At 57.8% G+C, this 25204-nt stretch carries 19 protein-coding genes and 2 pseudogenes; 14 read left to right on the forward strand and 7 right to left on the reverse strand.

From position 1 onward, the window contains the following. Positions 1 to 72: 72 nt before the first annotated feature. Complete coding sequence (gene surE, locus ACZ5ZH_RS15575; RefSeq protein WP_464772931.1) at positions 73 to 927, forward strand: 5'/3'-nucleotidase SurE; 855 nt, start codon at positions 73 to 75, stop codon at positions 925 to 927. A gap of 126 nt (positions 928 to 1053) precedes the next feature. After that, positions 1054 to 2004 carry a beta-keto acid cleavage family enzyme gene (locus tag ACZ5ZH_RS15580; RefSeq protein ID WP_464772932.1) on the forward strand — a complete coding sequence of 317 codons (951 nt, stop codon included), beginning with the start codon at positions 1054 to 1056 and terminating at the stop codon, positions 2002 to 2004. 207 nt (positions 2005 to 2211) lie between these two features. Here ACZ5ZH_RS15580 and ACZ5ZH_RS15585 read toward each other — a convergent pair whose 3' ends face one another. Then, the gene (locus ACZ5ZH_RS15585; protein ID WP_464772933.1) at positions 2212 to 2907 is read right to left on the reverse strand and encodes a TetR/AcrR family transcriptional regulator; all 696 of its coding nucleotides are present in this window, start codon (positions 2905 to 2907) and stop codon (positions 2212 to 2214) included. Between the two features lie 199 nt (positions 2908 to 3106). On the opposite strand from ACZ5ZH_RS15585, the gene ACZ5ZH_RS15590 reads away from it, so the two are divergent. From ACZ5ZH_RS15590 to ACZ5ZH_RS15635, 10 genes and pseudogenes are all read left to right on the forward strand, one after another. After that, positions 3107 to 4435, forward strand: coding sequence for an aspartate aminotransferase family protein (locus tag ACZ5ZH_RS15590; RefSeq protein WP_464772934.1), 1329 nt, complete (start codon positions 3107 to 3109; stop codon positions 4433 to 4435). 560 nt (positions 4436 to 4995) lie between these two features. Beyond that, a complete protein-coding gene (locus tag ACZ5ZH_RS15595) occupies positions 4996 to 6627 on the forward strand; it encodes a long-chain fatty acid--CoA ligase (protein WP_464772936.1) in 1632 nt (543 codons plus the stop codon). A 171-nt stretch (positions 6628 to 6798) separates the two neighbouring features. Continuing rightward, entirely contained in the window at positions 6799 to 7380 is a 582-nt protein-coding gene (locus tag ACZ5ZH_RS15600; protein ID WP_464773298.1) for an IS5 family transposase, read from the forward strand. Between the two features lie 330 nt (positions 7381 to 7710). Then, positions 7711 to 7929 (forward strand): hypothetical protein, encoded by a 219-nt coding sequence (locus ACZ5ZH_RS15605; protein WP_460988320.1) that lies wholly within the window; start codon positions 7711 to 7713, stop codon positions 7927 to 7929. After that, entirely contained in the window at positions 7926 to 8204 is a 279-nt protein-coding gene (locus tag ACZ5ZH_RS15610) for a hypothetical protein (protein ID WP_460988319.1), read from the forward strand. Before ACZ5ZH_RS15605 ends, ACZ5ZH_RS15610 begins: the two co-directional genes overlap by 4 nt. A gap of 466 nt (positions 8205 to 8670) precedes the next feature. Then, positions 8671 to 8877 (forward strand): cold-shock protein, encoded by a 207-nt coding sequence (locus ACZ5ZH_RS15615; protein ID WP_460988317.1) that lies wholly within the window; start codon positions 8671 to 8673, stop codon positions 8875 to 8877. Positions 8878 to 8947: 70 nt separating this feature from the next. Continuing rightward, positions 8948 to 9283, forward strand: coding sequence for a DUF6481 family protein (locus tag ACZ5ZH_RS15620; protein WP_460988316.1), 336 nt, complete (start codon positions 8948 to 8950; stop codon positions 9281 to 9283). 423 nt (positions 9284 to 9706) lie between these two features. Further along, entirely contained in the window at positions 9707 to 9916 is a 210-nt protein-coding gene (locus ACZ5ZH_RS15625; protein WP_460988315.1) for a hypothetical protein, read from the forward strand. A gap of 85 nt (positions 9917 to 10001) precedes the next feature. Continuing rightward, positions 10002 to 10730 carry a polyamine aminopropyltransferase gene (locus tag ACZ5ZH_RS15630; RefSeq protein WP_460988313.1) on the forward strand — a complete coding sequence of 243 codons (729 nt, stop codon included), beginning with the start codon at positions 10002 to 10004 and terminating at the stop codon, positions 10728 to 10730. Positions 10731 to 11177: 447 nt separating this feature from the next. Next, positions 11178 to 11779, forward strand: a pseudogene (locus ACZ5ZH_RS15635) (thiolase family protein); the annotation flags it as partial. A gap of 278 nt (positions 11780 to 12057) precedes the next feature. On the opposite strand, the gene ACZ5ZH_RS15640 reads toward ACZ5ZH_RS15635, so the two are convergent. The 4 genes from ACZ5ZH_RS15640 to ACZ5ZH_RS15655 all read right to left on the reverse strand — a co-directional run bounded on the left by ACZ5ZH_RS15640 (position 12058) and on the right by ACZ5ZH_RS15655 (position 20986). Continuing rightward, positions 12058 to 14523 carry a TonB-dependent receptor gene (locus ACZ5ZH_RS15640; RefSeq protein ID WP_460988311.1) on the reverse strand — a complete coding sequence of 822 codons (2466 nt, stop codon included), beginning with the start codon at positions 14521 to 14523 and terminating at the stop codon, positions 12058 to 12060. 651 nt (positions 14524 to 15174) lie between these two features. Next, entirely contained in the window at positions 15175 to 16158 is a 984-nt protein-coding gene (locus ACZ5ZH_RS15645; protein ID WP_464772937.1) for a LysR family transcriptional regulator, read from the reverse strand. A 42-nt stretch (positions 16159 to 16200) separates the two neighbouring features. Continuing rightward, positions 16201 to 18507 carry a sulfatase-like hydrolase/transferase gene (locus ACZ5ZH_RS15650; RefSeq protein WP_464772938.1) on the reverse strand — a complete coding sequence of 769 codons (2307 nt, stop codon included), beginning with the start codon at positions 18505 to 18507 and terminating at the stop codon, positions 16201 to 16203. Positions 18508 to 18613: 106 nt separating this feature from the next. Then, complete coding sequence (locus ACZ5ZH_RS15655) at positions 18614 to 20986, reverse strand: arylsulfatase (RefSeq protein WP_464772939.1); 2373 nt, start codon at positions 20984 to 20986, stop codon at positions 18614 to 18616. Between the two features lie 194 nt (positions 20987 to 21180). On the opposite strand from ACZ5ZH_RS15655, the gene ACZ5ZH_RS15660 reads away from it, so the two are divergent. Then, complete coding sequence (locus ACZ5ZH_RS15660; RefSeq protein ID WP_464772940.1) at positions 21181 to 22413, forward strand: TetR/AcrR family transcriptional regulator; 1233 nt, start codon at positions 21181 to 21183, stop codon at positions 22411 to 22413. Between the two features lie 439 nt (positions 22414 to 22852). On the opposite strand, the gene ACZ5ZH_RS15665 is transcribed toward ACZ5ZH_RS15660, so the two are convergent. Further along, positions 22853 to 23767 carry a formylglycine-generating enzyme family protein gene (locus ACZ5ZH_RS15665; protein WP_464773299.1) on the reverse strand — a complete coding sequence of 305 codons (915 nt, stop codon included), beginning with the start codon at positions 23765 to 23767 and terminating at the stop codon, positions 22853 to 22855. Positions 23768 to 23921: 154 nt separating this feature from the next. On the opposite strand from ACZ5ZH_RS15665, the gene ACZ5ZH_RS15670 reads away from it, so the two are divergent. Then, complete coding sequence (locus tag ACZ5ZH_RS15670) at positions 23922 to 24197, forward strand: DUF3489 domain-containing protein (protein WP_464772941.1); 276 nt, start codon at positions 23922 to 23924, stop codon at positions 24195 to 24197. A gap of 403 nt (positions 24198 to 24600) precedes the next feature. Here ACZ5ZH_RS15670 and ACZ5ZH_RS15675 read toward each other — a convergent pair. Then, positions 24601 to 25188: pseudogene (locus tag ACZ5ZH_RS15675) on the reverse strand (IS110 family RNA-guided transposase); the annotation flags it as partial. Positions 25189 to 25204: the final 16 nt, after the last annotated feature.

Below are 25204 nucleotides of genomic sequence, written 5' to 3' on the forward strand. Positions count from 1 at the left end.
ACAGAAACAAACGTTAATTATTATATCTGTCCGAGCGCTCCTCGGCTTTGCAAAAGCGGAAGCGATACGTCGATGAACATCCTGTTGACCAACGCGGAAGGTTACGACGCACCGGGCATCGCTGCCCTGCGCAGCGCGTTGCTACTGTCCGGCTTCAACGTGCTGACCGTGGCGCCCGCAGCCCCGCAGGTCTGGCTTTCAAAAGCGATTTCGGACCGCGAGCCAGTGTTGGTGGAAAGGTCGGGCGGTGATGATCGTCACCCGCTGTATCGCGCGCACGGCACGGCGCCCGATTGCGTCCGCATCGCGATCCTGTCGGGCCTTGCAAGCAAGGTGTCCGCCATCGTGGTTGGAATTGGCGAAGAAGCCAATGTCGGAGAGGATGCAAGCAATAGCTCGACATTGGGGGCCGCCCTGGAAGGCGGGATGCTGGGATATCCGGCCATGGCCATCTCGCAACAGGCGCATGGGACTCACTCATGCTGCGGGAGCAGGAGTACCCCCGACTTCGCATGGGCGAGCGCGGTCGGTGCGGAGCTTGCCGCCTGGTTGGCCGCCTCGCCGCCGCCCGATCGCAGCGTTCTGAACATAAATGTACCGGCTCATCTGGCAGACAGGCATATCAAGCTGACCTCCTTCAGTGAATGCATTTGGGAACCGCTGGATTGCCAACGGGCGGACGCTGAATCTGACGGTAGCTGGCTGGTGCAGCCCTACGCCAATGGGCTCCCCCGTTTCGCGAAAGAGCCGGGGTCGGACGCATGGGCGCTGGACAAAGGCCATGTCTCGGTGACGCCGCTCAGCTTCGATCGTGGGATTGGCCGATCGGCGGTGAAGCTGCGCGCATGGACGCGGTCCATCATCCAGCAGGTCGATCCCCGGCTGGGCGCTACGGACGGCACATGTTCTGCGAGCTGCTGCGGATAGATGAATGAGTGAGATTTGCGCGGCACATGCCGTTGCGGATGGACGGATTACTTAGCGTAGGAGTGAAAAATGGTTAAGATTGATTGGGATAGAGTTGGGAAAGGTGTCGCTCGCGAAAATGAGCGGATGATCTGGCGACCCTACGGCGCGCCTATCGTTCTAGATCTGGAACATTCCGCGTTCCACGATGCGCCGATCTCCGTTCCGTGGAATATCCCTGAAACCCTGGCGGTATCCGTTGCCATTACCGGCGCGTTCTTCCGCCGCTCGCAGAATCCGAACCAGCCTTACACGCCGGAAGAAATCCGCAATTCTGCCCGCGAATGCCTTGAGGCAGGGGCGAGCACGGTTCACATCCATGTTCGCGACGATGAAGGCTATAATGTTCTCTCGCTCGATCGCTTCGAACAGGTCGTTGCGCCGCTGAAGAAGGACTATCCCGACCTGTCGGTCGACGGCTGCCTTGTCCCGGCGCTCGAAGGCGAGTGGGCTGAAATGAAGCGGGTGCTGGCGACCGGTCTGCTGGACGGTGCGCCGATCAACACCACGACGACCTATATCGGCGATTCTCTGTTCAGCAAGCCCGCGCCGGTCATGATTGAAAAGGTGCGCCTCATTTTGGAAAATGGCGGCATTCCTGAAATCGCCGTCTACACCGACGCCGACGTTGCCAATGCCGATCGTTTCCTGATCAAGAGCGGCCTCATCAAGGGACCGGCCTTCTGGCTGATCCTTCCCGCCTTGCCGGGTTGCAGCCCCATGGAAAATCCACGCCAGATGGTCGAAGGCCTGATGCGTACCGTCACCACGATCCGCGACGTCGATCCTGACGGCGTGATCATGGTGTGTGCTGCTGGCCGCGCGTCCATGTATGTCGCGACGCTCGCAGCCGCGATGGGCCTGCACATCCGCGTGGGCATGGAAGATACCTATTGGCTCTGGCCGCATCGCGATGATCGCATCCAGTCGAACCTGCAGACCTTCGAACTTGGCGCGAAGCTGGGTGAGGTTCTGGGCCGCCGGGTCGCGACGCGTCAGGAATATACCGACATGCTGAGATCCTGCGCCCAGGGATAACCGGCTGCGGAGTTAAAGAGACGGCCATGCTCCAGTGGACGGGAGCATGGCCGTTCCTATGCCGATGATAGGGTTCGCTTCAGTGGCGGTAGTGGTCGGCTTCGACGCGACCTATTGACAACCCGCTCTGATGGGCACGGAGAGACACCGCCTCATTTTTGCCAGTGCTTGACGAGCATCGACGTCAAGGAATCAGGCAACCCGGTGTTACCTGTCGATGCCAAGCATCCGCCTTGCCAAGTCCCAATAAGTCGCGACGAGATTGTCGTCAGCTGCCTTTGAGGTGGAAACGTACCAGCGTCCGACCTGATCATACATGGTCGATATGGCGCTCGACACGATCCTGTAGTCTGCCTTCACCGACGACTCTTCGACAAGCAGAGACACCAGCTTTGTCACCTCGCGCAGATATAGCCGCAGCCGGTCCTGGATGGCCTGCTGGAATGTTATTTCGCCGACGCGCTGAAGCAAATTGTGTGCCATCAAAATGTCGAAGGCCCTGGCGATGACCGGGTTGTCCAATTGGTAGCGGATGTGCCGCTCCAAAATCCCTTCCAACGCTTCTACATTCGATTCGCGGGGGTCGCGAGGACCCAGGACCCGCTCGTTGAAGTCCTCCATTGCCCACAGCAGAGCTTCGCCCAGCAAGGCTTCCTTCGACTTGAAGTGATTGTAGATGGCGGGCGCCTTGATACCTGCGAACTGCGCCAGGTCACGCATCGTCGAAGCTTCGAAGCCGTTCTTCGAAAACAGGTCGAGCGCCGCGACCAGGAGCCGTGCCCGGGTATCCGATCGCGTGGCGCGGTTCTCCCGCTCGATCGCCAGCTCTTCGGATTCGGCCAGCCTGGCCTCGTATCCAGCGCGCTTTCGCAGGACCTTCGTCTGATTTGTCGGTGAAGTCATTCTGCTGGTTCCTTAATACTCTCCGAAGCCCGATGGCAACCATCGATGCAACCTCCTGCGATGTTGCTTGGCTCCTGATCCCTCACCGCAACTCCAACCTCGCACTTGCATTAACAAATGTTCGCTATTATAATACAGCCGAAAATGCGATAGTATTCCGTAATTGGACGGGAATGACCAGATACTGACGGGGTTTAAAATGGCGATCTGGCCTGATTGCGACTCTCAATCGAAGCGGCTCTACGAACGCGGGCTCAAGGTCTATCCGGGCGGAATTACACGTCTAGTTCCATGGCTTGAGCCTTTCCCGGTCTATGCGAAGTTCGGCAAGGGCGCCTATGTCACCGATGTCGATGGCACCTCGCGGCTCGATCTGCTCAACAATTTCGCGTCGCTCATTCACGGTCATGCCAATCCGGCCATCATAGATGCTGTTTCCAGGCAGTTGGTGCTGGGAACGGCCTACACCAACCCGACCGAGGTTGAGATCGAACTCGCTGAACTGCTGTGCGACCGTATAGAGACGGCTGAAAATGTCCGGTTCAGCAATAGCGGTTCGGAAGCGGTGATGTCCGCGATCAAGGCTGCACGCGCGTACACCGGCCGACCCGCGATAGTAAAAGTCGAAGGCAGCTATCATGGCTCCTATGACTATGCCGAAGTCAGCCTGGACACGCCCAAAGAGGAGTTCGCCACGCCGCCAAAGTCGGTTGGCTACGCTGCGGGCGTACCTGACCAACTTCTGGAAGATGTCTATGTCATCCCGTTCAATGATCCTGAAACTGCCGCCCAGATCATCCGTGCGCATAAGGATCGCATCGGGGCGATCCTGCTTGACGCCGCGCCCAGCTATCTCGGCTTCACCCATGTAACGCCGGAGTTCACGGCGACGTTACGGGAGCTGGCGACCGAGATCGGCGCTGTGTTCATCCTCGACGAAGTCATATCCTTCCGCTTGGACCATGGCGGAGCCCAGAAGCGATTTGGAATAAAGCCGGACCTCACCGTCCTCGGCAAGATCATCGGCGGCGGCTTTCCTGTCGGTGCACTGGTCGGATCGAAAGAGGTGATGAAAGTCTTCGATCATCATTCGGGCAGGCCGTTGGTGCCCTGGAGCGGGACTTTCTCGGCCAATCCCATAACCATGACGGCGGGCAGGGTGACGCTGGAACTCCTGACCCCCGCGTTGGTCGCGCATATCAACATGCTCGGCGATCGCGTCCGCGCCCGGTTGACGCAAGCCTTCGCCTCGTCAGGGTTTCCAGGGCAGGTGACGGGCGTCGGGTCGATGTTCAAGATCATCACGCATCCGCGGCCTGTCTATGACTATAGGAGCCAGCAGCACACGCCCGCCGAAAGCGCTGCGATGGTCGTGCTGCAACGGCTGCTCGTGCTCAAGGGCTTCCATGTGTCGGGGGCGGGCATGGGGTTCCTTTCCACCGCCATGGTTGACGAGGACATCGACAATTTCTGTGCGGCTACAGAGGAATGCCTCCGTCATCTTCCCCATCCTGGCAGCGTGGAATGACCCATATGTTCAAACATGAACGTCGGAAGGGAACATCGGATGCTTCGCCAGAGCACCGCTCGTCACCGGCGCGATATCGGGCGGGAAGTCGCGCTGCGGCATGCCGAACGGTGTGCGATGCTCTGCCGGGTGGGGCCTAATGAAGGCGCGGCGGAAACATTGTGCGCCCATATTGTAGATATGGCAGCGACAAAATCTGTGGTCACTACAAGCCCTGGTGCCCCCCCCACGGCCTCTGCACTTCAATGCACAAGGAAGATATGGTTGAATTTTAGAAAAGTTGGTCGAGATCATGCGTTGGGCCGTGTGTCGACGTCAAAACTACTGGAATCTGGCGCCAACATTGTCCTGGGCGACCTCAACGAAGCCGCACCCGCCGTATTTGTCCGCCTCGCTTCCTCGACACGACGGAACAGGACCTTGACAGGAACCTCACGCGGAATACCAAGAGCATTTTCCTTGGCATAAAACATCAGATCGGCGATGATCGGCATGAGCGCACCGCTGCGGTGTAGTTTGCGCGCAGCATTGAAGAATGTGAGCTTTAGATGATCGGGACGATGATGGATTTTGAGCTGACGATAGGCTCTATCCTGCTGCATGCGGACCGGTTTCACGGGAATCGCGAAATCGTGTCGCGCCAGCCCGACGGCAGCATCGTTCGTAGCTCCTATTCGCAGGTTCTCAACCGCTCCCGGCAGCTGTGCAGTGCGCTGACCAGCCTGGGTGTCGTCGCGGGAGACCGGGTCGCCACGCTGGCCACCAACTCCTTGCGGCATCTGGAGGTGTATTTCGCCGTCCCCGCCATGGGCGCGATCATCCATACCGTGAATCCTCGCCTGTTCCCGGAACAGGTCGAATTCATCATCAATCACGCGCAGGACAAGGTCCTGTTGGTCGAGCCGCAATTCGTTCCGCTTGTCGAGCAGATCAGGGGAAGCCTGAAAGGCGTTCGTCACATTGTGGTCATGGGTTCAGACGGCGGGGACGCTGCGGGGCTGCTGCCTTATGACGAATTGGTCGAAGCAGCGTCCCCTGTCTTCGACTTTCCGGTGATCGCCGAACGAACCGGGTCGGCGCTCTGCTATACCTCGGGCACGACCGGTGCCCCCAAGGGAGTCCTTTATTCCCATCGCTCGGTCGTGCTGCAATCGCTGGTGATTTCGGGCATCGACTGGTTCGCGGTTCGGCGCCGGGACAGCCTGCTTCCCATAGTCCCCATGTATCATGTTAATGCATGGACGCTGCCTTTTGCCGCAGCGATGAACGGGTCGAAGCTGGTCCTTCCGGGCAGCGCTCTCGATTCACGCAGCCTGTTCGAACTGATCAGCACGGAACAGGTGACGCTGGCCGCAGGGGTGCCCACGATCTGGAGCGACCTGATCCAGTTTCTGGAAGCGCAGGACGAACGCGTCGACTCGCTTGAGCGCGTTATCGTCGGCGGGACGGCTCCCACGCCGTCGATGATCAAGACGCTGGAGGAAAAATACGGCGTTCAGACCTGCCATGGATGGGGAATGACCGAAACCAGTGCTGGCGGCCTTTTCAACGCTCCACATGATTGGGATCATCTGGACAATGAAGACAGGCGCGTCATGCTTGGAAAGCAGGGACGCACTCCCTACCCGTTCAACATTCGCATCGTCGATGCAGACGGGGAGGAGGCTCCCTGGGATGGGAAGACTTTCGGCAGCCTGCAAATCCGGGGTCCCAGCGTAACGTCCAGCTATTATAACGGCAACGGTCCTCCCATCGAGGCCGCGCGCGAAGGGTGGCTTCCGACCGGCGACATCGCCGTCGTTGATCCCGCGGGCTATGTCGAGATTGTGGATCGCGAAAAGGACGTCATCAAGTCAGGCGGGGAATGGATCAGTTCCATCGCGCTGGAAAATATCGCGGCGTCTCATCCCGATGTTGCGGAAGCGGCTGTCATCGGCATCCCGCATCCGCGATGGGACGAAAGGCCGCTGTTGGTCGTAGTTCCCCGCGCTGGCTGTCGACCGGCTCCGGCCGATCTCCTCGCTTATTTCGCAGGCAAGTGCGCGAAATGGTGGATTCCCGAGGAGGCCGTATTGGTGGACAACATCCCAAGGCAGGCGACGGGCAAGGTCTTCAAGGCGCGACTGCGCGAAGCCTATGCAAAGGCCGGAACGGAGAGCCCGTCTGTGGAAGCCGGTTCAGGGCCGGTCTGAAACCGACGGTACTGTCAGACCAAGGCGAACCAGTCTCCACATGATGTAGTTCGGTGGGCAAGGGTAGGCTTAGCTCGCGAGCAATTGCTTAGGGTCCAAACCCAATCAGGGTCTTGAAAATCTGCGGCCATATTGATTCAGAGAGCCTCCACTGAAGCAGGAGGTCCTTGGATTTCGCGTTCGTTGTTCTGGCTGTCGGATGAAGCATGGACGGCAATTGAGCCCCACCTGCCGAAGAACCAGCCAGGCGCGCGGCGGGTTGATGACCGACGAGTGATCTCGGACATCATTCACATGCTCAAGTGCGGTGGCCGCTGGGCGGATTGTCTGGGAGAATACGGCCCCGCGACGACCGTCTACAACCGCTCGAACAGGGGGCCGCCGGGGCATCTGGACACGCATCGGCCGCTCCGCCTTGTCCTGACGCCCGGCAACACATCCGATGTGAAGGGCGCCGACCTGCTCATCGGCGAAACGGCCGGAATGAAACGGGTGATCGCCGATCGTGGCTATGACGCCAACCGCATCAGGGCTGCCTTGCGCGAGCAGGGCACGATCCCCGTGATCCCGGGCCGCCGCAACCGCAAGCGCCCGATCCATTATGATGAACGCCGCTACAAAGACCGCTGGCGGCTCGAGGCCATGTTGTGCCGTTTGAAGGACTTTCGCCGGATTGCCACCCGCTACGACAAGCTCGCCCGGAACTTCCTATTCGCCGTAAGCCTCGCCGCGGCCGTCGCTTTCTGGCTCTGAACGAGTCTGGATCCTAGCTGCTTTGGATCAAATACTCGCATAATGGTGTCACGCGAACGAGAAAATCACAGATAGACCATACCAATTTTCCCGATATCACACAGTCAAATTGACATTTGAAGAAAGTATATAATTGGCAATATATGATATATTACTTATTTCATATAGCAGTCTCGCAACGATATATTTGACGATAATTATTAATATTGGATCGCATGCACTCTTGTAAATTGCTATATATTTCCTATATGAATGTTATCAAGGGCATAGGCAATGTAGGCGTTCTTGACTGAGAGACCATCGCGCTCCCGCTTACGAGGGAATTCGCACATGGATCTCAATCGACTTTATTCCGAGCATCAGGTTTCGCTGATGCGTGCCGCTGACGCACATAGCGAGTCGGCCCGGCGCAAACATCTGTGTGCCGCCGGGGTTGTCGGCGGTCAAATCTTCGACTTACTCTCTTCAAAGAACGCTCCCGCCTCGGCGGATTGGCTGTTCTGGAACCGTCAATTGGCCCCTGCAGTAGGCCTGGCTGTTCCCGCATGACAGTGGATGCAACCGCGCCCGCACGCCCACGAAGGCGAGTATTCGTCAACCGCGAGATGAAGCTCTCTCCTGAGCAGGCAAGGCGGCAAGGCTTGATCACTCACCTTGCATTCGTACTTCTCGGTCAGAAGGAGGCAATCCGCTTTCTGAACACCCACAACGCATCTTTGGGCGCAAGGCCACTCGATCTGGCGATCGCCGATCCGACCGGATACTCAACGGTTGAAAATGCAGTTAAGCTCCTTGCCCAGCCCACGGCCGGCGGCCGCCAGTGATCTCGTCAGTCAACCCTCGCTCGTGACGATCGGAGAGAAAATGACTGTGGAACCTGTAGACGACACCGAACTCATGGCTCGCTATTGCATCACGAAGGTGCCTGTGTATCGTTTTCATTATCGGGATTGGCGGTACTCGACTTTGAACGATGCGGTCGCGCAGGCGAAGCGGGACGAAGCCACCGCTCGAAGTAAATAGAATGGGGTGCCCGTAGCCATTTCCAACGCGTTGGCACGACGCAAATATTGTAAGAGTGAAGCGCGGTGGCAGATCTCGATAGATGGTGCAATTGATCCGCCCGCCTCAATTTTGCATTTTCCTCAAGCTGTGCTATCAACATGTTGCTGAACGTCGCGTTTTGACGGATATCGGGCCACTTCGGCTCTCCTTGTCCCCACATTGCCTCTTTTAAGCCGGGATGAGCGAATGGTCGCATTCCCAGGACATGCGACAAGGAGACCGAGCATGATCACCGGAACAGTCAAATTCTTCAACGCCGACAAGGGCTATGGCTTCATCGCCCCTGAAGATGGCAGCAGCGATGCTTTCGTACATATCTCTGCCGTTGAACAGGCAGGCATGCGCACCCTCGAAAAGGATCAGCGCGTCACTTATGATCTGGAGCAGGACCGCCGCGGCAAGACCTCGGCCGTCAACCTCCAGGTAGCCTGAAAATGGCGCCGGGCGGTTGACGCTGCCCGGCGGCTTCAGGCGAATGCTTTAGCACAGGACATTTCCCTGCATGAAAAGATATAAAGAGCCATCCTTCCAGGAGCGTATCGCCTCAGCGGCGCGTGCCCGGACGGAGGGTCTCCAGCAACTGCACAACAAACCGCCGGTTGACCAAACCGCTGCGGCCGCGAAGGCGGAACTCCGGCAGACCAAAGAGGCCGCTGCCCGCGAAAAGCGCCAAAAGGCTCTGCTCATGGCCCAGCAACAAAAGGCCGCGAAACGTGCGCAAGAGCTTGAAGCGACCGCTGCGAATGCCCCACGGCATAAGCCCATCCTCACGGAAGCTGAACAAAAGGCTGCACGCGATGCGCGGTATCTCGCGCGGAAGAAGCGTGCATCATCCTGACGACGCCGTGCCTGCACCTATGGTGAAGCGGCATCGGGAGATGAATTCTGGAGCCCTCCTGCATGCGGACGTTGCCGTAACCGAACATATCGGGCCGCTTAATTTGGCCGGTTCAGCTGCAAGCTATCTGTCATTACTCGCTTCAGGCTCAGCATCGCTGCGGCCCTTGCGCGCGAACTCCAACTAAGAATAATGCGGCCTACGCCGCGAGGTTATAAATGAATAGTATCTTTCCGACCAGTAAACGCACCACCCTCCATCTGCCCTTTAGCCAAGGACTAGCGCCGCGATCCGTCCAGGTTCGGGCGGCGGTTTTGTCCACTAGTGAGCTAAAGCAGATCGTTGCGGCGATGCTTGGCTGAACGTGCATATAACGGCAGCCGGACATGCTGCCGATCTTTCGCAACCTCGTAAGGAGACATCATGAGCCGAGAAAAAGTCGCCCCCTTCCTCATCACGAAGGACGAGGATGGAAATTTCCGGCTCACGGTCCGCGAAACACGGTATAATTCGCAGGGCTATCCGCTCGTGACATCTCACTTGCAGGAGGAGAGTTTCAAGACGGCGGCTTCAGTCCGAACCCATGCGCGCCTCGTGTTCAGGGCTCAGCCCGGGCAGTTTGCCACCAAGTGAATCTCGTGGCTCCATGGCGCACCAAAAATTCGACCTGACACTACCTTCGTCTTGAGGATGGAGGATCGCGGTCGGCGTCCTGTATATGCGCGCCGTAGCACTAAAGGAAAAAGCCGTGTTGGCATCACCTGACGAATGCGCGACGATTTCGATCGAACTGATCGGCATGGCAGAACTACCCGATGGAGGCCGGCTGCGCCTCTTACGCCGGGGTGAGGACTACTCCATCAGGTTCGGCGATAACGAACTAATGGGAAACCAAGTACGTCATTCGGAAGAAGCGCTCGCTACCCTGACATGTCAGCGCTTGGCCGGACGGAATGCTCAAGTTCTCATTGGCGGTTTGGGCATGGGCTTCACGCTCGGCGCTGCCTTGCAGTCACTGCCACCGACGGCCGAGATCAAGGTAGCAGAACTCATCCCTGAGATCGTGAACTGGGCGAAAGGCCCTTTGGCCCATCTCTTCCATGATTATCTCTTGGACCCCCGTGTCGTTCTTGAACTGGGCGACGTTCATGATGTGATTGCAAACGCCGAAGCCAGGTTCGACGCCATTATGTTGGACGTCGATAATGGCCCTGACGGGTTGATCCATGTTGCGAACGAACGCCTCTATTGCAATTGGGGCCTGCGCACGGCTCATGCAGCGCTCAAGCCTGGGGGCATCCTGGCGATCTGGTCGGCCTATAATGACGATGCATTTGTTGCGCGCCTCGAAAATAACGGCTTCGATGTTGATGAAGTTGATGTGGCGGCGGTCGTCGACGGAGAAAACACTATCCACACTGTGTGGCTTGCTTCAAAGCGGCCTTAACCCGGCCCTTCAGGGGCGAAGTCGCTTGGCTGCCTCCCGCGTTTCCCGACGGATTACATCGATGATTTTCCCCAGAGCATGGGAATGCTCTTCATACCGGCTCCTCTTTTGGGAACAAGATGATGCCGATGCCTGTTTCAGCGCGGAAATTCTGTGAGATTGGAGCGATTGATCCTATCCATGGCCTACCTCCGCCGCTTGCAAGGGGGAGCTGCAGCGCGATATGCGACGGCGAGCGGGTGACTTCGCCCGAAATTAGTTTGTTTTTCATCAGGGCACGAAATGCTTCAGCGTCCCAGGGTCTGACCTGAAGATTTTTCATCACGGGCTACGCTGAAAATGCGGTGATCGGCCATCGCTTGGAGAGGGCCAGCTAAATCCGGGAACAGCTCGTAGATCGCGGATGCCGCCGCTCAAAGGGCGCGTTATAGGCGATGATCGCTCCCCTATGCGCTTCGTTCTTTGTCCCGCGCCAATGAAGCCATTGCCAGCGGGGCCGTCATCCGCGAAATCACGCCGGTTGCGGTGCCCGGCAGGGGCGGCGAGATAATAGTCGATACCGATGAGCAGCCAGGTAAGGCGGCCCCATATGATTTCCTCACTGAAGCCCGCCTTTGACAAGGACGGCACCATCACCGCCGCTAAGGCATCCTCCATTTCCGACGGCGCCGCGGCGCTCGTCATGACCGGGAGGAGCGTTGCGGACAGGCTCGGCCTTCCTATTATCGCCCGAGTCGTCGCAACGGCCGCCCATGCCCAGAAGCCCGATGCCTTCACCACTGCGCCGGGGCCCGCGATGCGCAAGGTGCTGGCGAAGGCGGGCTGGGCAGTGGATGACGTCGATCTGTTCGAAGTCAACGAAGCCTTCGCCGTGGTAGCGATGATCGCCGCTAATGATCTCGGCATTCCGGCGGACAAGCTCAATGTGAACGGCGGTGCGACCGCGCTCGGACATCCAATCGGCGCATCGGGCGCGCGCATTCTTGCGACATTGATGGGTGCCTGCGGCATGGGGTCTGATGCGCGGCGTCGCCAGCCTGTGCATTGGACTGCCCGGATCGCGGTGGTCAGATAATTATGATAAATCGCAGCCAAATAAGGGCCTCGCAAAGGCGAGGGCGGTGCTCTGCTCAGGCATGATAATGATCGGTGGATCGAAGTGATTGGGCCAGCAACTCTCCTACGACGAGTTCTCTGTAAAAGCTCGATTTCGGTGAGGTCCAATCATAGGATTGGCCGATGGCAGACCAGATTCAATCATATGGTCAATCTCTGGCTCCGAAATTGCGCCATCACCCTTTGATAAGGCGTGATGGCGCATGATCACTCAGTGTCCGAAATGATATCGAACAGAAATCCCGTACATTCTGGGCTCACCATAAATGTAGGAGTTGAATCCGCTCTGGTATGAGGTCCCATTACTGCTAATGATATAGTCTTCGTTAGTCAGATTGGTCGCGAATGCGCTGAGATCGAAATTCGACCCTGCAACATTTTGCCACTGTATTTTGGCGCTCAGCAAGCCATAGCCATCGCCCGGGCCGCACTGAACGGCACCGACATTGGGTCCCGACTGCAGGCGGGGACAGTTACCGCCGTTATAGGCAAACGGCTCATCGACAGGTGCCTTGGATGCCGACTGATATTGAGCGCTGATATAGGCATATGTAGCGGAGACGGCGACCTTCCCGAACGATTCATCGACTGGCAAATCGATGTGACCGGTAAGGCTGAACTGGTTCTTCGCCGTATTTTGGAACGGTATCCCGGTCAGGATACATTGGCCCGTTGCGCCGTTGAACGGAACGCCTGAACCGCAGTCGAAGCCGGGCGGCAGGCCGAAAGCAGGAATGCCTGCGGGGAACAGGGAGGGCGCAGTATATTCATCATATTTGGCAGCAGTGTGGGAATAGGTCCCCGATAGCGTGAGCCAGTTGGCGGGTCGTATCTCGCCTTCAAACTCCACGCCTTGGATGTGCGCTCGTCCAGCATTGCTGGTTTGCGCGCCGAAGACCGGTTGACCATTGAATATGTAGGCGGTTCCGCCGGTCCTCTGCAGATCTTTATAGTCCGTATAGTAATAACTTAGATTGGTTCGGATTGGCACACCGCCGAGATGCCAATCTGCCTTTATGCCGCCTTCATAGGAGGTGACAAATTCAGGCCGAAAGGATCGTAGTTCTGGTGCTGGGGTGGCAGTGCCGATCCCTCCCGATTTATAGCCGCGACTGATCTTGGCGTAGAGTAGCACATTTTGCATGGCATCATAGTCAAGACCGACCGTCCAGTTCGGCGCCTTGAACTTGGCGCGCTCCGAGATGACTGGTGCACCGGGCAATCCGAAGTTGGAGAATGCCGTCAGGCTGTCCCATGTATAGCGATAGCCAGCGGTCAGCCGCAGCCCATCAAGGCTGTTCGAAAAGCTGCCGAATGACAGCGTCCCCTGCGCATACAGCGCCTGGCTGGTTGATCTCTGGCCTCTGCGGGTCTGATTGGTTGCCGAAACCAGCTGTTGTCCTAGCGGCTTAACACTTTCATAGTAGGCACCCACGGTGAAGTTGAGCGCGTCTCCACCAACCTTGCCCTGAAGCTGAGGCTCGAACGAGTACTGACGGACATCGGTGTAGTAATTGTAATTGGGAAGGCCGCCCGGATCAATCTCTTGGGCGCCGATCGAGCCCCCACCGTCCGTGGACAATGGCGGACGGTGATCATCAGGAATCCCATCGCCGTCGAACGGAGCGCTGTTCTTCAGACGCTGATAATTGGCGATGTTGCGGAACGTCAGGTTGTCCGTAAGTTCCGCCGAGAGGATGTCCGTTATGGAGAAATAACGCGTCCGCTCGCTAAAGAGCAGCGGGCTGAGCGCGACTGAACGGATACCACGCTCGATCTGCTCCTCCAGATAATCGCTGTAGGGCACACCATTTTGCGGATTGACCCCCGCTGGAACCGCGTTGAGCACTGTCCCGGTGCCATGTTCCTGTACGCGACCGACGGTTGCGAGCAGGTAATTCTCGATCCCTGGCGCTGGACGCCAGGTCAGGCCTGCGCGGAAGGAATAGCGGTTGCGATTGTCGAGATCGGTGTCCGTGGTGATCTCGTGCGTGAAGCCATCGCGCTTCTGATACATGCCAGCGACGCGCAGCAGCAGCGTGTCTTCCACGATCGGCACGTTGAGCGCGCCGCGCATTTCAATAGAGTCATAATTGCCGTACTGGATCTGGCCGTAGCCCTCGAACCGATCAGTCGGACGCTGAGGTTCGAAAAGGACAGCGCCGCCGGTCGTATTACGACCAAACAGCGTGCCTTGCGGCCCACGCAGAACCTGCAAGCTGGCAAGATCATAATAGTTGAGGCCGCCGCCATTTTGCGCATTGTTGCGCTGGTCGGCAATAAGCGGAACTTCGGCCGAATACAGCACCACGCCCGGCGCGGCATTGAAGGTCGCACCTTGCCCGCGGATCGTGATATTTTCGGTGCTGCGCTGCTGCCCTGACCCACCCACGACGAGCGACGGAACTTGTCCGAGCAGGTCCTGCGTGTTCGAAATATTCCGTTGCGCGAGCGAATTAGCATCGAATGCACTGGCAGAAATCGGAACCTGCTGCAGTCGCTCAGCCCGGCGGCGTGCCGTGACAACAATCTCCGAAAGACCTGTGCCTTCGACAGCAGTTGCAGTACCATTCACACCCGTCGAAGCAGTAGGTGGTTGTACCTGCGCTAGCGCGTCGCCACCGAAGGCCATCATCGCGGCGCCCCCCATTAAAGTTCTGGCAAACAATTTAGGCATCTTATCCCCTCCGTTCATAATTTTTTCGTAGAATGAAATAGATTTATATTCTGATTAATCATCTGCGTAGTGATTCCGACATTTATTATGCCCCGTTGTTCATTACTTGATGAAGAATCAATGACTGTCGTTTTTCATTGACGCGATATAATTTGTCGACTTGCCAAAACGATTTGGGCGCCTTTGATCCGGTCAAGACGTCGAACTAATTTTTGCAAAGTCCCAATAATTATTTAGTATGTGCCATTTCATAGGCTCTGATCATTATATTGATCGGTATAATTATTTTACCGTGTCCTCACAGCTAGCGTTTCGCATAAACAGATTTCTTGTGGTGTTTCTGACCAATTTTGGCATAGTCAAAATTCCCTGTTCATAAATCGTGACGCATACGCCATCGCCACGAAAGACATGGAGAATTTATCCCTGCTCAACCTGACTCGGCACAATGCCCCCCCAACACCAAATCAATTTTAATTTTCAGCGACGATGCCTATCACCGCCTAGATTTTCTTCTTAAATTTCACACCATGCCAACGCGAAAACCCAATAATTTTGCATCGGACATCTGATTTTCATGCCGATTACGGCACCAGCATTTGATAGCTTCCGCCGCGCTCGTTCGGTAGCCCCCAAATACGAAATGAACTGTTACATTCTGCGTAACGAATACAGCTGCGGAATGCCCAGATCGTGGGCTTCAGGCGGTTTTGTTTGATGGTCGCTCGACATCTTAAAGGTAGCATCGAGAAACATAAGGAAGCTCCGCAGCTTGCCGGTCTGGTAAGCAGACCGCTGGTAAACTGCGAATATGCCCTCGTTGCCGGTACGGGGCTGGATAATCTTATGGTTGGGCAACAGGCGGATCAGGCTCCCGTCTGCTATTTCTCGCTCAATCTCTTCCAGCGGCATGATTCCGATTCCGACGCCCGTAAGCAGCGCGCTGCGGTTCATTCCTCCATCATTCACGCTCAATTGTCCCGAAGGCATAACCCGCGCGGTGGTGCCGTCAGGGCCAGCGAACTCCCAAACCGTCTTTTCAGACTTGGAGCCGTACAAGATCGCCGAGTGGTCGGATAAATCGTTGACCACCGACGGAGCGGGTCGTTTGGCAAGATAGGCTGGCGAAGCCAAAAGCACCAACTGAGTCATCGGCCCTAGGCGCCGGGCAACCAACTCGCCGCTATCGGGAAGATCGAAGCGAATATCGACATCGATATTCTCGGCAACGAGGTCCATCTTCTCATCGGTGGAAATTTGTAGGTCGATCTGAACGCTTGGATGCGCTTCCAAAAATGCTGGCAATGCGGGCATAACCCGTTGAGATGCAATTAAACCGCGAATTGCAACACGGAGCAAACCTCGCGGTTCTGCTTCTAACAGCGAAACGCTGTCGAATATCTCGTCCATCTCACCCAGCAGCGGAAGCAGACGCGCAAGTAGAATTTGGCCAGCCTCGGTGAGTGTCAGAGCACGCGCTCCCCGATTAAAGAGCCTGACGGACAAACTTTTTTCGAGCGCACTTATTTGCCGAGACATAGACGCGTTGGAGAGCTGAGCTTGGCGAGCGGCCGCTGCAAAGCTTTTATTCTGTGCCGCAAGAACGAACAGTCTCAAGCCTGACAGATCGCGCAATATATCTCCTCCCGCCCCGAAACCACCCGCTTTGGAAACGCTCTAGCGAACGCGGATGGTCACGCGGCCGATTTTTGCGCCTTCGATCGGATAGCCAAGCCTCGCATCGGCGGGATAGCTACCCACCGGCGCTCCCGTGTCCAAGCCTACACCAAAGGTTTCGTGTATGCTGAACATATAAGGGGTGGCAGGAATGTTGTCGGAGGAGACCTGCTGATCGTCCACCACCATCTTCAGTGTGCCGCCCTTCCCATAGCCGCCTCCGACATAGTCGAAGTCCACCTGAATGGAATGCTTGCCCGGTGTCAGTGGGCCTGGACCTACAAGATCGACAGTTTTGACGTCAAACAGACGATAGGTGAATTTCGGCCTTCCATCGCCATCCAGATACAACGCCATCCCGGAGTCCGTGCCGCCCAAGGCCGCGACGACGCCACGCGCCCGATCAGTCGTGTCGATCGTCGCGCGCATGGTCCAGGAACGACTGAACATGCGGGGAAGAGCTACCTCTGGCACGCCGATATCGCCTTGGCGGTAATCGATTGACTCGCGGCCCCCTGATGGGTCCGGCAGATTGCCCTTGCCCGGCGCCTGACCACCCAACGGCAGCACCTGGTTTGCAGACGCTTCTGCCATGAAGAGCGCCTTCAACTCCTCGAGCTTCTTCGGGTTCTTCGCGGCAAGATCCCTGGACTGCGAGAAGTCAGTCCGAAGATCATATAATTCCCATTTGTCCTCTTCGAAAGGACGTCCATTGTCCGCTAACGCGGTCCAAGGATAGCGGCTGTGGAAGGCCGATGCCATCCAGCCTTCATGATAGATGGATCGGTGACCAAAGACTTCGAAATACTGCGTCGAATGCCGTTCCTGAGCTTTCGGGTCGTTGAACGTGTAGGCGAGGCTGACGCCATTCATTGGCTTTTGCGGCACGCCGTCCACCTCTGCAGGGGTGGGGATGCCGGTGACTTCCAATATTGTCGGAACGATGTCGTTCACATGGCCGAACTGGCTGCGCATGCCTCCCTCTCGCTTTATCCGGGTCGGCCAGCTGAGCACCATGGCATTGCGCGTTCCCCCTAGATGGGACGCGACCGCCTTGGTCCACTGGAAGGGGGCGTCTGAAGCCCAGGCCCAGGCCGAGTTGACGTGGGCATAAGTTGACGGTCCGCCAATCTCGTCCTCACGAGCGAAGGCCTTTGCGTCCGGCGCGGGAGAAATGCCGGTTAGCCTACCCATATAATCCAGGCTGCCTTCCAGTCCGCCTTCAGCGCTGGCACCATTGTCGCCTACCACATAGATGAAAAGCGTGTTGTCAAACTCGCCGTTCGCCTTGAGGTCGTCTACCAGTTTGCCGACCTGGGCATCGGTATGCGCAAGATATGCGGCGTAGGATTCCATCAAGCGCGAGGAAAAACGCTTTTGTTCGGGCGTCAGGCTGTCCCAGGCCGGAAGCTCTGCCGGACGAGGCGTCAATTTGGTGTTGGCCGGGATCACCCCCAACTTCTTCTGACGCGCGAAAACTTCTTCGCGTAACTTGTCCCAGCCCTGGTCAAACTTGCCGCGATATTTATCGATCCATTCCTTGGGAACCTGGATCGGGGCGTGGATGCCGCCGGTCGCGAAGTAGAGGAAGAAGGGTCGCCGGGCGCCTGATGTGCGCACGGTGTGGAGCCAATTTACCGCACGGTTGGCGAGATCTTCGGTCAGGTGATAATTGTCGCCTGCGGGCCGCATCACCGGGGCCGTGCCTTGATATAATGTGGGGTTGAACTGATCCGTTTCCCCACCCTGGAAGCCGTAGAAGGTGTCGAAACCTTCGCCCGTCGGCCAGCGATCGAACGGCCCAGCCTGCGTCAGTTCCCAGTCAGGGGTCTGATGCCATTTGCCAAAAGCCCCGGTGGCATAGCCATTTTCGCGCAGGATCGTGGCGATCGTGGCGGTGTCCTTCCCCTGGAACCCGCTGTAACCCGGCCGCGCATCCGACGAGTTCATGACAGCGCCGATGCCTGCGGCATGGGGGTTCCGCCCGGTAAGCAGGGACGCCCGTGTCGGCGAGCAGATGGCCGTCGTGTGAAAGCGATTATAGCGCAGCCCATCGCGCGCAAGCCGGTCGAGCGTGGTTGTCTGCGCCGGACCGCCGAAGGTCGAGGGGGCTCCAAAGCCGACATCGTCGAGCAGCACCAGGACGATATTGGGGGCGCCCTTGGGAGCCTGTCGCACATATTCAGGGGCCGCGGACGTCGTTGAAGATGCCGGAGAAGCCGCCGGGACCTGAGCATGGGCCATCGCCGCGATACCGCTGACCGACAAAGCCAAAAATCTGAGGATTCGTCCGCTTTTCGTGCTCATTTCGCATCCATCCTTTATCGATCCGTTTGATCGAAAAATGCCAGATCTGCTCTGGTCTTGAGTTTGCCCCCAATATTGTGGCGGGGCCTTCAGGTTAAACAGAATATTACCGCATCAATTGCGGCGCTTCACTTTGAAGTCCAACCGCGCCGAGTGAGATGTCTACGCGCTGGACCCCATTGAATACGCCACCTTCGGGATAGTCCGAAGTCATCTGGGTTGAGGTGTCCATGCCGACGTCCAAGGTGTCAGTCATTTCGACAAGTCGGGAAATCGATTTGTCGATACGACCCCGCATAATCTCCTGCCCATCGCGCGAAATGCGCATTTCACCGCCGCCATTGACGCCGCCATCATAATCAAAATTGTAGGTCAACGTAGTGCGCCCCGGTGGGAGCGCCTGCGTCGCGGCGACCCGGAACTGATCTTCGCGATGTTGCGATGCCGCCACCATTGCGACTGGCCGATTGTCCTTGAGATAGAAACCCCATCCGCCGAACGCGCCGCCAAGAGCAAGGATGGAGCCGGAAACAGGCTGTTGCGGAACAATGATATCGGCCCTCAAGGTGAAGGAACGGTTGAACAAGGGCGCGGCCTGTCCTGAAGGAATGGATACGCCCGAACCCCAGTAGGTATAGTGATCACGTTGTGGTTTTGCGCTGTGCGCCGCAAGGAAACGCTCTGCGGTCATCCTGTCGTCGAGCGGAAACACATTGTTCTTCTTTGCCTCAGAAACGAATATAGCCTGCATTTCGCGTAGCTTGTCCGGTTGTTTCGTGGCCAGGTTATCAGCCTGCGCAAAATCGCGCTTCAGGTCGTACAGTTCCCATTTATAATCGCTCGGAAGTCCACTGCTCTTGTTCCATGTCCAGGGGAGTCGGCCAGGCGTTGTATTTGCCCACCAACCATCATGATAAATGGCCTGATTGCCCATCATTTCAAAATATTGCGTCGTCTTGCGTTCCGGCGCTTTGGGCTGGTCGAACGTGTAGGCGAAACTTATCCCGTCCATTCGCTGCTGCAGAGCGCCATTGACCGTAGCGGGCGCGGTGAGGCCGACCTCTTCCAATATGGTAGGCACGATGTCTGTGACGTGAGTGAACTGCGATCGCGTTCCGCCGCCCTGAATATGCCCTGGCCATGACACGACCAGGCCATTGCGCGTTCCGCCCAAATGCGAGGCATATTGTTTGAATAAGGGGAAAGGGGTGCTCGTCAGCCAGGCCCAGCCAAAACCAAGACTAAGATTGGCTTTCGGGCCACCAAAGTCGTCAATGGCAGCCAGAAGCTGTTCGTCTGTTTCCTGAAACCCGTTAAAACCTGCCAAGGCGTTGGTGGCGCCATTCACGTCACCTTCGGCAGCGGCGCCATTATCGCCCTCGATGAAGAAGATCAGCGTGTTTTTCCCCTCGCCGGTGCGATCGAGTTCGTCCAGGATGCGGCCCATCTGTGCGTCCTGATAGGCCAGCATCCCGGCATACACCTCCATGGCGCGCGCATTGACCTTTTTGAGTGACGGCGAGAGAGTTGACCAGGCCGGGATCTCCGCAGGCCGCGGCTGCGATCTGGTACCCTTGGGAACCAGTCCCTGCTTTTCCTGCCGCGCCCGAATCTCCTTGCTCAGTAGGTCCCAACCGGCGTCGAATTTGCCGCGAAACCTGGCGATCCATTCTGCCGGAGCCTGCAGCGGCGCGTGGGTCGATCCGGTCGCATAATAGAGGAAGAATGGCTTGTCCGGCGCGGCCGCGTTCTGGTTGCGGATCCAATTGATCGCATCATCAGCAAGGGCCTTATCCAGCACACCGTCCTCCAAAGTCGGTATCGGCGTTATTCCGCGATAGAGGGCAGGCTTGAACTGGTTGGTCTCGGCGGCGACGAAGCCATAAAAATAATCGAAGCCCAAGCGGGTCGGCCAGTTATCGAACGGCCCAGCTGCTGAAACGACGCTTTCCGGACCCATATGATGCTTGCCAAACATGGCCGTATTAAAGCCGTTGAGCCGCAATGTCTCGGCGATGGTGGCCGCGCTGCGCGGCATTTCCGACCAGTAGCCGGGGAACCCTGTCGTCAGATTGGCCACGATGCCATTACCAACCGCATGATGATTGCGCCCGGTTAGCAACGCTGCGCGGGTGGGAGAACACATCGCTGTCGTGTGAAAGCGGTTATACCGAAGGCCCTGGCTTGCCAGGCGGTCGAGATTAGGCGTGGGGACCAGCCCGCCAAAGGTGCTGGCGGCGCCAAAGCCCACGTCATCCGTCATGAATATCACCACATTGGGTGCGTTGGAGGGCGCGGCGACGGGTTTGGGAAATGCCGGTTCAGAATTGGAATAGTTGGTGCCGATAACGCCGCCAAAGGGCGCAGGGGGGGCGGGCAGCGCGACAGGGCTGCTCGCACTCGTCTGGGCAATAGCCGGTACAAACGGCAACGTAAAAATAGGGGCCCCGGATAGCGCCGCCTTGAGCCATTTCTTCATGCTTGTCTGCTCCCCGTGATCCTGCCGCGCGCAGTTCCAAATAGCTTCCCAGCTTTTCTGTGTGGAAATGCCTATGCAATATGCTGTCTTGCTGTACTGGAAATTATCGTACATATCAATGGCTGGTCTTCAGCGCTGGCGATCCGACGCGAGAGGTGGCACCGAGCGGTCCAAATTATTGGAGCGGGCAATTTATGGCTGATACAGCCGACGAACGTTTGAAGGCCGTCGCCCGTCAGCTTTTCCTGCGGAGCGGCTTTGAAGAGACCGGGATTGATCTGATCGCTCGTGAGGCGCGCGTTAGCAAACAGAGCATGTACGAACTTTATCCGACGAAGGTCGATCTGTTCGGTGCGGTCATGCGAGACGTGATTGCGTCGATTTCAGCCGAAATACCTTCAGAGCTTTCGATTGCGAGCGGCGACCCGGCGACGGTGATCGGCGATGTCATGAAGAGCTATCTCGCACATTTTCTGTCTCCCGAGAATATGGGCCTCACGCGCGCGCAACTGGTCGCCACCCGATGTTTTCCGCATCTCTCGACCGAACTGCATAACCGCACGATCAAAGGCGCGCCCGCATTGGCTCATTACCTGGCGTCGCTTATGCAAGATGGCATATTGCAGGAATGGGATCCCGCAGCATTGGCTCGCCGGTTCGGGAGCGTTGCGACCCAAGGCACCCGCTTCCTTATGGGATTCCCGATCCATCGGCAGCGGCAATATGATCAGGCCGGATCTTCGATTGATCTGCTCCTCAACGGCTACCGGAGAGCCGCTCAGTTCAGTGATGCGACACTGGACGATCCCCTAAGGGAGGAGCCCCGGTTTGACGAAATCCAGAAGAAGCGAAGAATAGCGCCCGAGCGCATCGAGGATTTGATGGATGCGGCCAGTGATGAGTTCCTCAATCAAGGATTTCGCGGCGCGAGGATTGATCATATCGTTGAAAAGTCGGGGGTGGGCGCTGCGACCATTTATCGCCAGTTTGGCGACAAACGGGGCCTTTTCCAACAAGTGCTGATCCACCTCGGCAGGCCAAGTGATGTTACAGACGCGCCCAGAGCAGAATCGACGGTTGGGGCCACCCTCCAGCGGCTTGCCCGATGGTTGCTGGATCGGCATCTTCACCCGCGTAATCTCTTGTATCAAAGGCTTATTATATGCGAAGCCGAACGTTATCCTGACATTGCCCGATGGGCGTATGATGGCCAGGTGGCCTCCACAGCCTCAGCCCTGACCCAACGACTGGTTGAGTTCGGCATGCCCATACCTTCCCTCCTTGCAAGTCGGACCTTCTACACCTTGGCAACGTTCGGGGTGCGGTTCGTGGTGACGGCCGAAAATCCCGACTCCTCGCAGCGAGCCGCTCTTTCGCGCGAGGCGACAACGCTTTTTCTCAACGGCACTCGTGAACGTTCGCGATGAAGCCTGCGTAAAGGTGATCTAATTCCGTTGGTATAGGAGGGCTGGAGGACTATCCGACCCAAGCCTCGCTTCTTCAATTTAGGCGCTTAAGGCGTAAGCGTTTCAATTGGGTCGAACAGATGCTTGTATAAGGCGGACGAGTTCCAGCATAGCAGGGACGGTGCAGGAGCAGCAGAGCGTACGTCTAGAGCGTCGTGCCCTTTATCTGAATCCCTCAACCCCGTTCGGGCTGAGCTTGTCGAAGCCCTCTACTTTCTAAAAAAGAAGTGGAGCCCTTCGACAGGCTCAGGGCGAACGTCAAAAAAGGTGATGCCGGTTTAGAGCTCGAAGCTCTAGTCGGTGGGACAGCTGCTCTGGGGCGCGGCTCTTCGCAGCGTCAGTGCAAGCGATTTGATCACGATGGCAGAAGCGGCGCTTACGGCGACAGCTGCCCCCCTATTTACCGCGCTGGCCGGACCACGCAGCGGAAGCCGACATGGCTTGTGGTTGTGTCGATCGGCTGGGCGTACCGGGCGGCGGGTCGGTAACGCTGGCAATAATTTTCCGCGCAGAGGTGCGAGCCGCCCTTCATAACCTTGCGCGGGATGCGCGCGAGCGCACGCTTGTCGAAGCTGCCGCCGCGTGTTCCGCCGCGCGGATTTGCCGGAATGCAGCAAGCGCCCCTTGGCTTGCGCTCGATTTTGGGCTGGGCATACCAGTCGGCGGTCCATTCCCACACATTGCCGATCATGTCATAAATGCCGTGGCCGTTGCAGGCATAAGTCCGCACTGGCGAAGTGCGTAGATATCCATCGTCAAGCTGGTTGTCGCGGGGGAAATCGCCTTGCCAATAATTGGCCATGAATTTCCCTCCGGGCGCTAGCTCGTCACCCCAGGCATAGTCTGCGCCGTCCAGTCCGCCACGCGCGGCGAATTCCCACTCCGCCTCGGTCGGCAGCGCCTTGCCCGCCCATGCGGCAAAGGCTTCCGCGTCCGCATAGGCGATGTGAACGACGGGATGATCCTCGATCCCCTTAATCGAACTGCCAGGTCCGATCGGCGCGCGCCAGTTTGCGCCGATGCGGAACTCCCACCAATCGGGCGCCGCAAAGTCGACGGGTCCGGCGCTCATCTCAAAAACCGCCGAGCCCGGCTGTGCCAGTTCCGGCAGCAAATCAGGATAATCCCTGCAATCAGGCGCGATTTCGGCGAGGGTGACATATCCCGTAGCATTAATGAAAACGGCGAAGGCGGCGTTGGTGACTGGCGTCTCATCGATCCAGAAGGCATCAACCCGGACCCGACGAGCAGGTTTCTCCTCAGGATACCAGTTGTCGGCCCCCATCTGGAAACTGCCGGCAGGGATGAAACGCATGTCGGAATAGACTTCCTTATCCATATGTCTTGTCTAACGAGGAGGGCACGGCATTACAAATTTGAACTCGCGCTCGCGGCTGCACCTTCAAAATCACTCTGCCGCTCGCGGCGGTAAGACGCCTAAGGGTGATCTGGCACCCACGGTCGACGACATGACGCCTCAGACTAAGCAGCCCGCAGCTGATGCACCGGCTCCCAATCCCACACCGGCCGCCATCGCCGCGCCAGCCGCGCGCACCAAGACCGCCCTGGTGCTCGAGATGCTCCGCCGGACTAGCGGGGCCACGCTCGATGAGCTGACGAGCGCCACCAGCAGGCTGCCACATACCACCCGCGCCGCGCTAGCCGGCCCGCGCAAGAAGGGTCACGCGACCGATAAGCGGAAGCGCGGTGAGGTGACCTGCTATCATCTGGAAGGCCAGGCCTGATGCGGGGGCTAGTGACACGCGTCGCCGAAATCGAGGCGATGAAACCGACAGCGATCAAGGCCGAGTGGGAGAGGGTGCATGGGCAGGAGCCGCCGCCCATCGCTTCAAGCCTGCTCGCTAGTGCGCTCGCCTTTGACGCGCAGTGCGCGGCCCAAAGGCGGGGCAGGGGCAAAGATGCGCCGGCGACTAAGCGGGGCAGGGGGGACGCGCGTCGCCTCCGCGCCCGCCTTGGCGCCGGGCACACAGCTGGTGCGCGAATGGGCGGGGCCTCGCATCTTCGGGGTGAAGCAATGACGCAAAAAAAAAGCGGCTGCGCTGCGCCATCTACACTCGCAAATCCACGGAGGAAGGACTCGACTAGGCGTTCAACAGCCTAGACGTGCAGCGCGAGGCGTGCGCGGCTTATCCGGTGATCAAACTCCTCAAGTATGCCGAGCATGACGCGGAACATTTCTCGCGCAGCCGAGGGTAGCGACGCAGTGACCGCATCATCGATCAGCTCGCCAAGCTGCGCTACCCAGCTCGGCCCTTTCGGAGCAACCCAGCCATACTCAGCCATGTGCCCCCTAATCGCATTGATCGTTTGCGTGCGTTGCCGGACAAGTAGATCGCGGGTCCGGAACACCAGTGCCGAGGCTTGCTGCTCCTCGCTCTTCACCGTCACAAACCGCATGTTCGGGCGCTGCGCAGCTTCGCAAATGGCCTCGGCATCAGCGGCATCGTTCTTTTGTCGCTTTACGAACGGCTTCACGTAGGCTGGCGCAATCAACCAAAAAACATCATGTCCCATACGCATCAGTTCCCGAGCCCAGTGATGTGCCCCGCCGCAAGCTTCCAGCGCCACTAGGCACTTTGGCTGAGCAGCAAAGAACGACAGCACTTTACCTCGCGTAACCCGTCGACTGAAAACCTGAAGCCCGTTCGCATCGGCCCCGTGCGCATGGAACACATTCTTTGCGATATCCAAACCGATCGTGCTAATCTCCGACATGGACGCCTCCTCAAGT

The sequence above is a fragment of the Sphingobium sp. TomMM7A genome (genome assembly GCF_055397305.1).

Excerpts from the sequence above, each read along its gene's own strand:
- ACZ5ZH_RS15670 (WP_464772941.1), top strand. The coding sequence starts at position 23,922 with ATGACGCCTCAGACTAAGCAGCCCGCAGCTGATGCACCGGCTCCCAAT.
- ACZ5ZH_RS15615 (WP_460988317.1), top strand. The coding sequence starts at position 8,671 with ATGATCACCGGAACAGTCAAATTCTTCAACGCCGACAAGGGCTATGGC.
- ACZ5ZH_RS15655 (WP_464772939.1), bottom strand. The coding sequence starts at position 20,986 with ATGAAGAAATGGCTCAAGGCGGCGCTATCCGGGGCCCCTATTTTTACG.
- ACZ5ZH_RS15640 (WP_460988311.1), bottom strand. The coding sequence starts at position 14,523 with ATGCCTAAATTGTTTGCCAGAACTTTAATGGGGGGCGCCGCGATGATG.
- ACZ5ZH_RS15660 (WP_464772940.1), top strand. The coding sequence starts at position 21,181 with ATGGCTGATACAGCCGACGAACGTTTGAAGGCCGTCGCCCGTCAGCTT.
- surE (WP_464772931.1), top strand. The coding sequence starts at position 73 with ATGAACATCCTGTTGACCAACGCGGAAGGTTACGACGCACCGGGCATC.
- ACZ5ZH_RS15590 (WP_464772934.1), top strand. The coding sequence starts at position 3,107 with ATGGCGATCTGGCCTGATTGCGACTCTCAATCGAAGCGGCTCTACGAA.
- ACZ5ZH_RS15625 (WP_460988315.1), top strand. The coding sequence starts at position 9,707 with ATGAGCCGAGAAAAAGTCGCCCCCTTCCTCATCACGAAGGACGAGGAT.
- ACZ5ZH_RS15580 (WP_464772932.1), top strand. The coding sequence starts at position 1,054 with ATGATCTGGCGACCCTACGGCGCGCCTATCGTTCTAGATCTGGAACAT.
- ACZ5ZH_RS15620 (WP_460988316.1), top strand. The coding sequence starts at position 8,948 with ATGAAAAGATATAAAGAGCCATCCTTCCAGGAGCGTATCGCCTCAGCG.
- ACZ5ZH_RS15605 (WP_460988320.1), top strand. The coding sequence starts at position 7,711 with ATGGATCTCAATCGACTTTATTCCGAGCATCAGGTTTCGCTGATGCGT.
- ACZ5ZH_RS15650 (WP_464772938.1), bottom strand. The coding sequence starts at position 18,507 with ATGAGCACGAAAAGCGGACGAATCCTCAGATTTTTGGCTTTGTCGGTC.
- ACZ5ZH_RS15630 (WP_460988313.1), top strand. The coding sequence starts at position 10,002 with ATGCGCGCCGTAGCACTAAAGGAAAAAGCCGTGTTGGCATCACCTGAC.
- ACZ5ZH_RS15610 (WP_460988319.1), top strand. The coding sequence starts at position 7,926 with ATGACAGTGGATGCAACCGCGCCCGCACGCCCACGAAGGCGAGTATTC.
- ACZ5ZH_RS15665 (WP_464773299.1), bottom strand. The coding sequence starts at position 23,767 with ATGCGTTTCATCCCTGCCGGCAGTTTCCAGATGGGGGCCGACAACTGG.
- ACZ5ZH_RS15595 (WP_464772936.1), top strand. The coding sequence starts at position 4,996 with ATGATGGATTTTGAGCTGACGATAGGCTCTATCCTGCTGCATGCGGAC.
- ACZ5ZH_RS15585 (WP_464772933.1), bottom strand. The coding sequence starts at position 2,907 with ATGACTTCACCGACAAATCAGACGAAGGTCCTGCGAAAGCGCGCTGGA.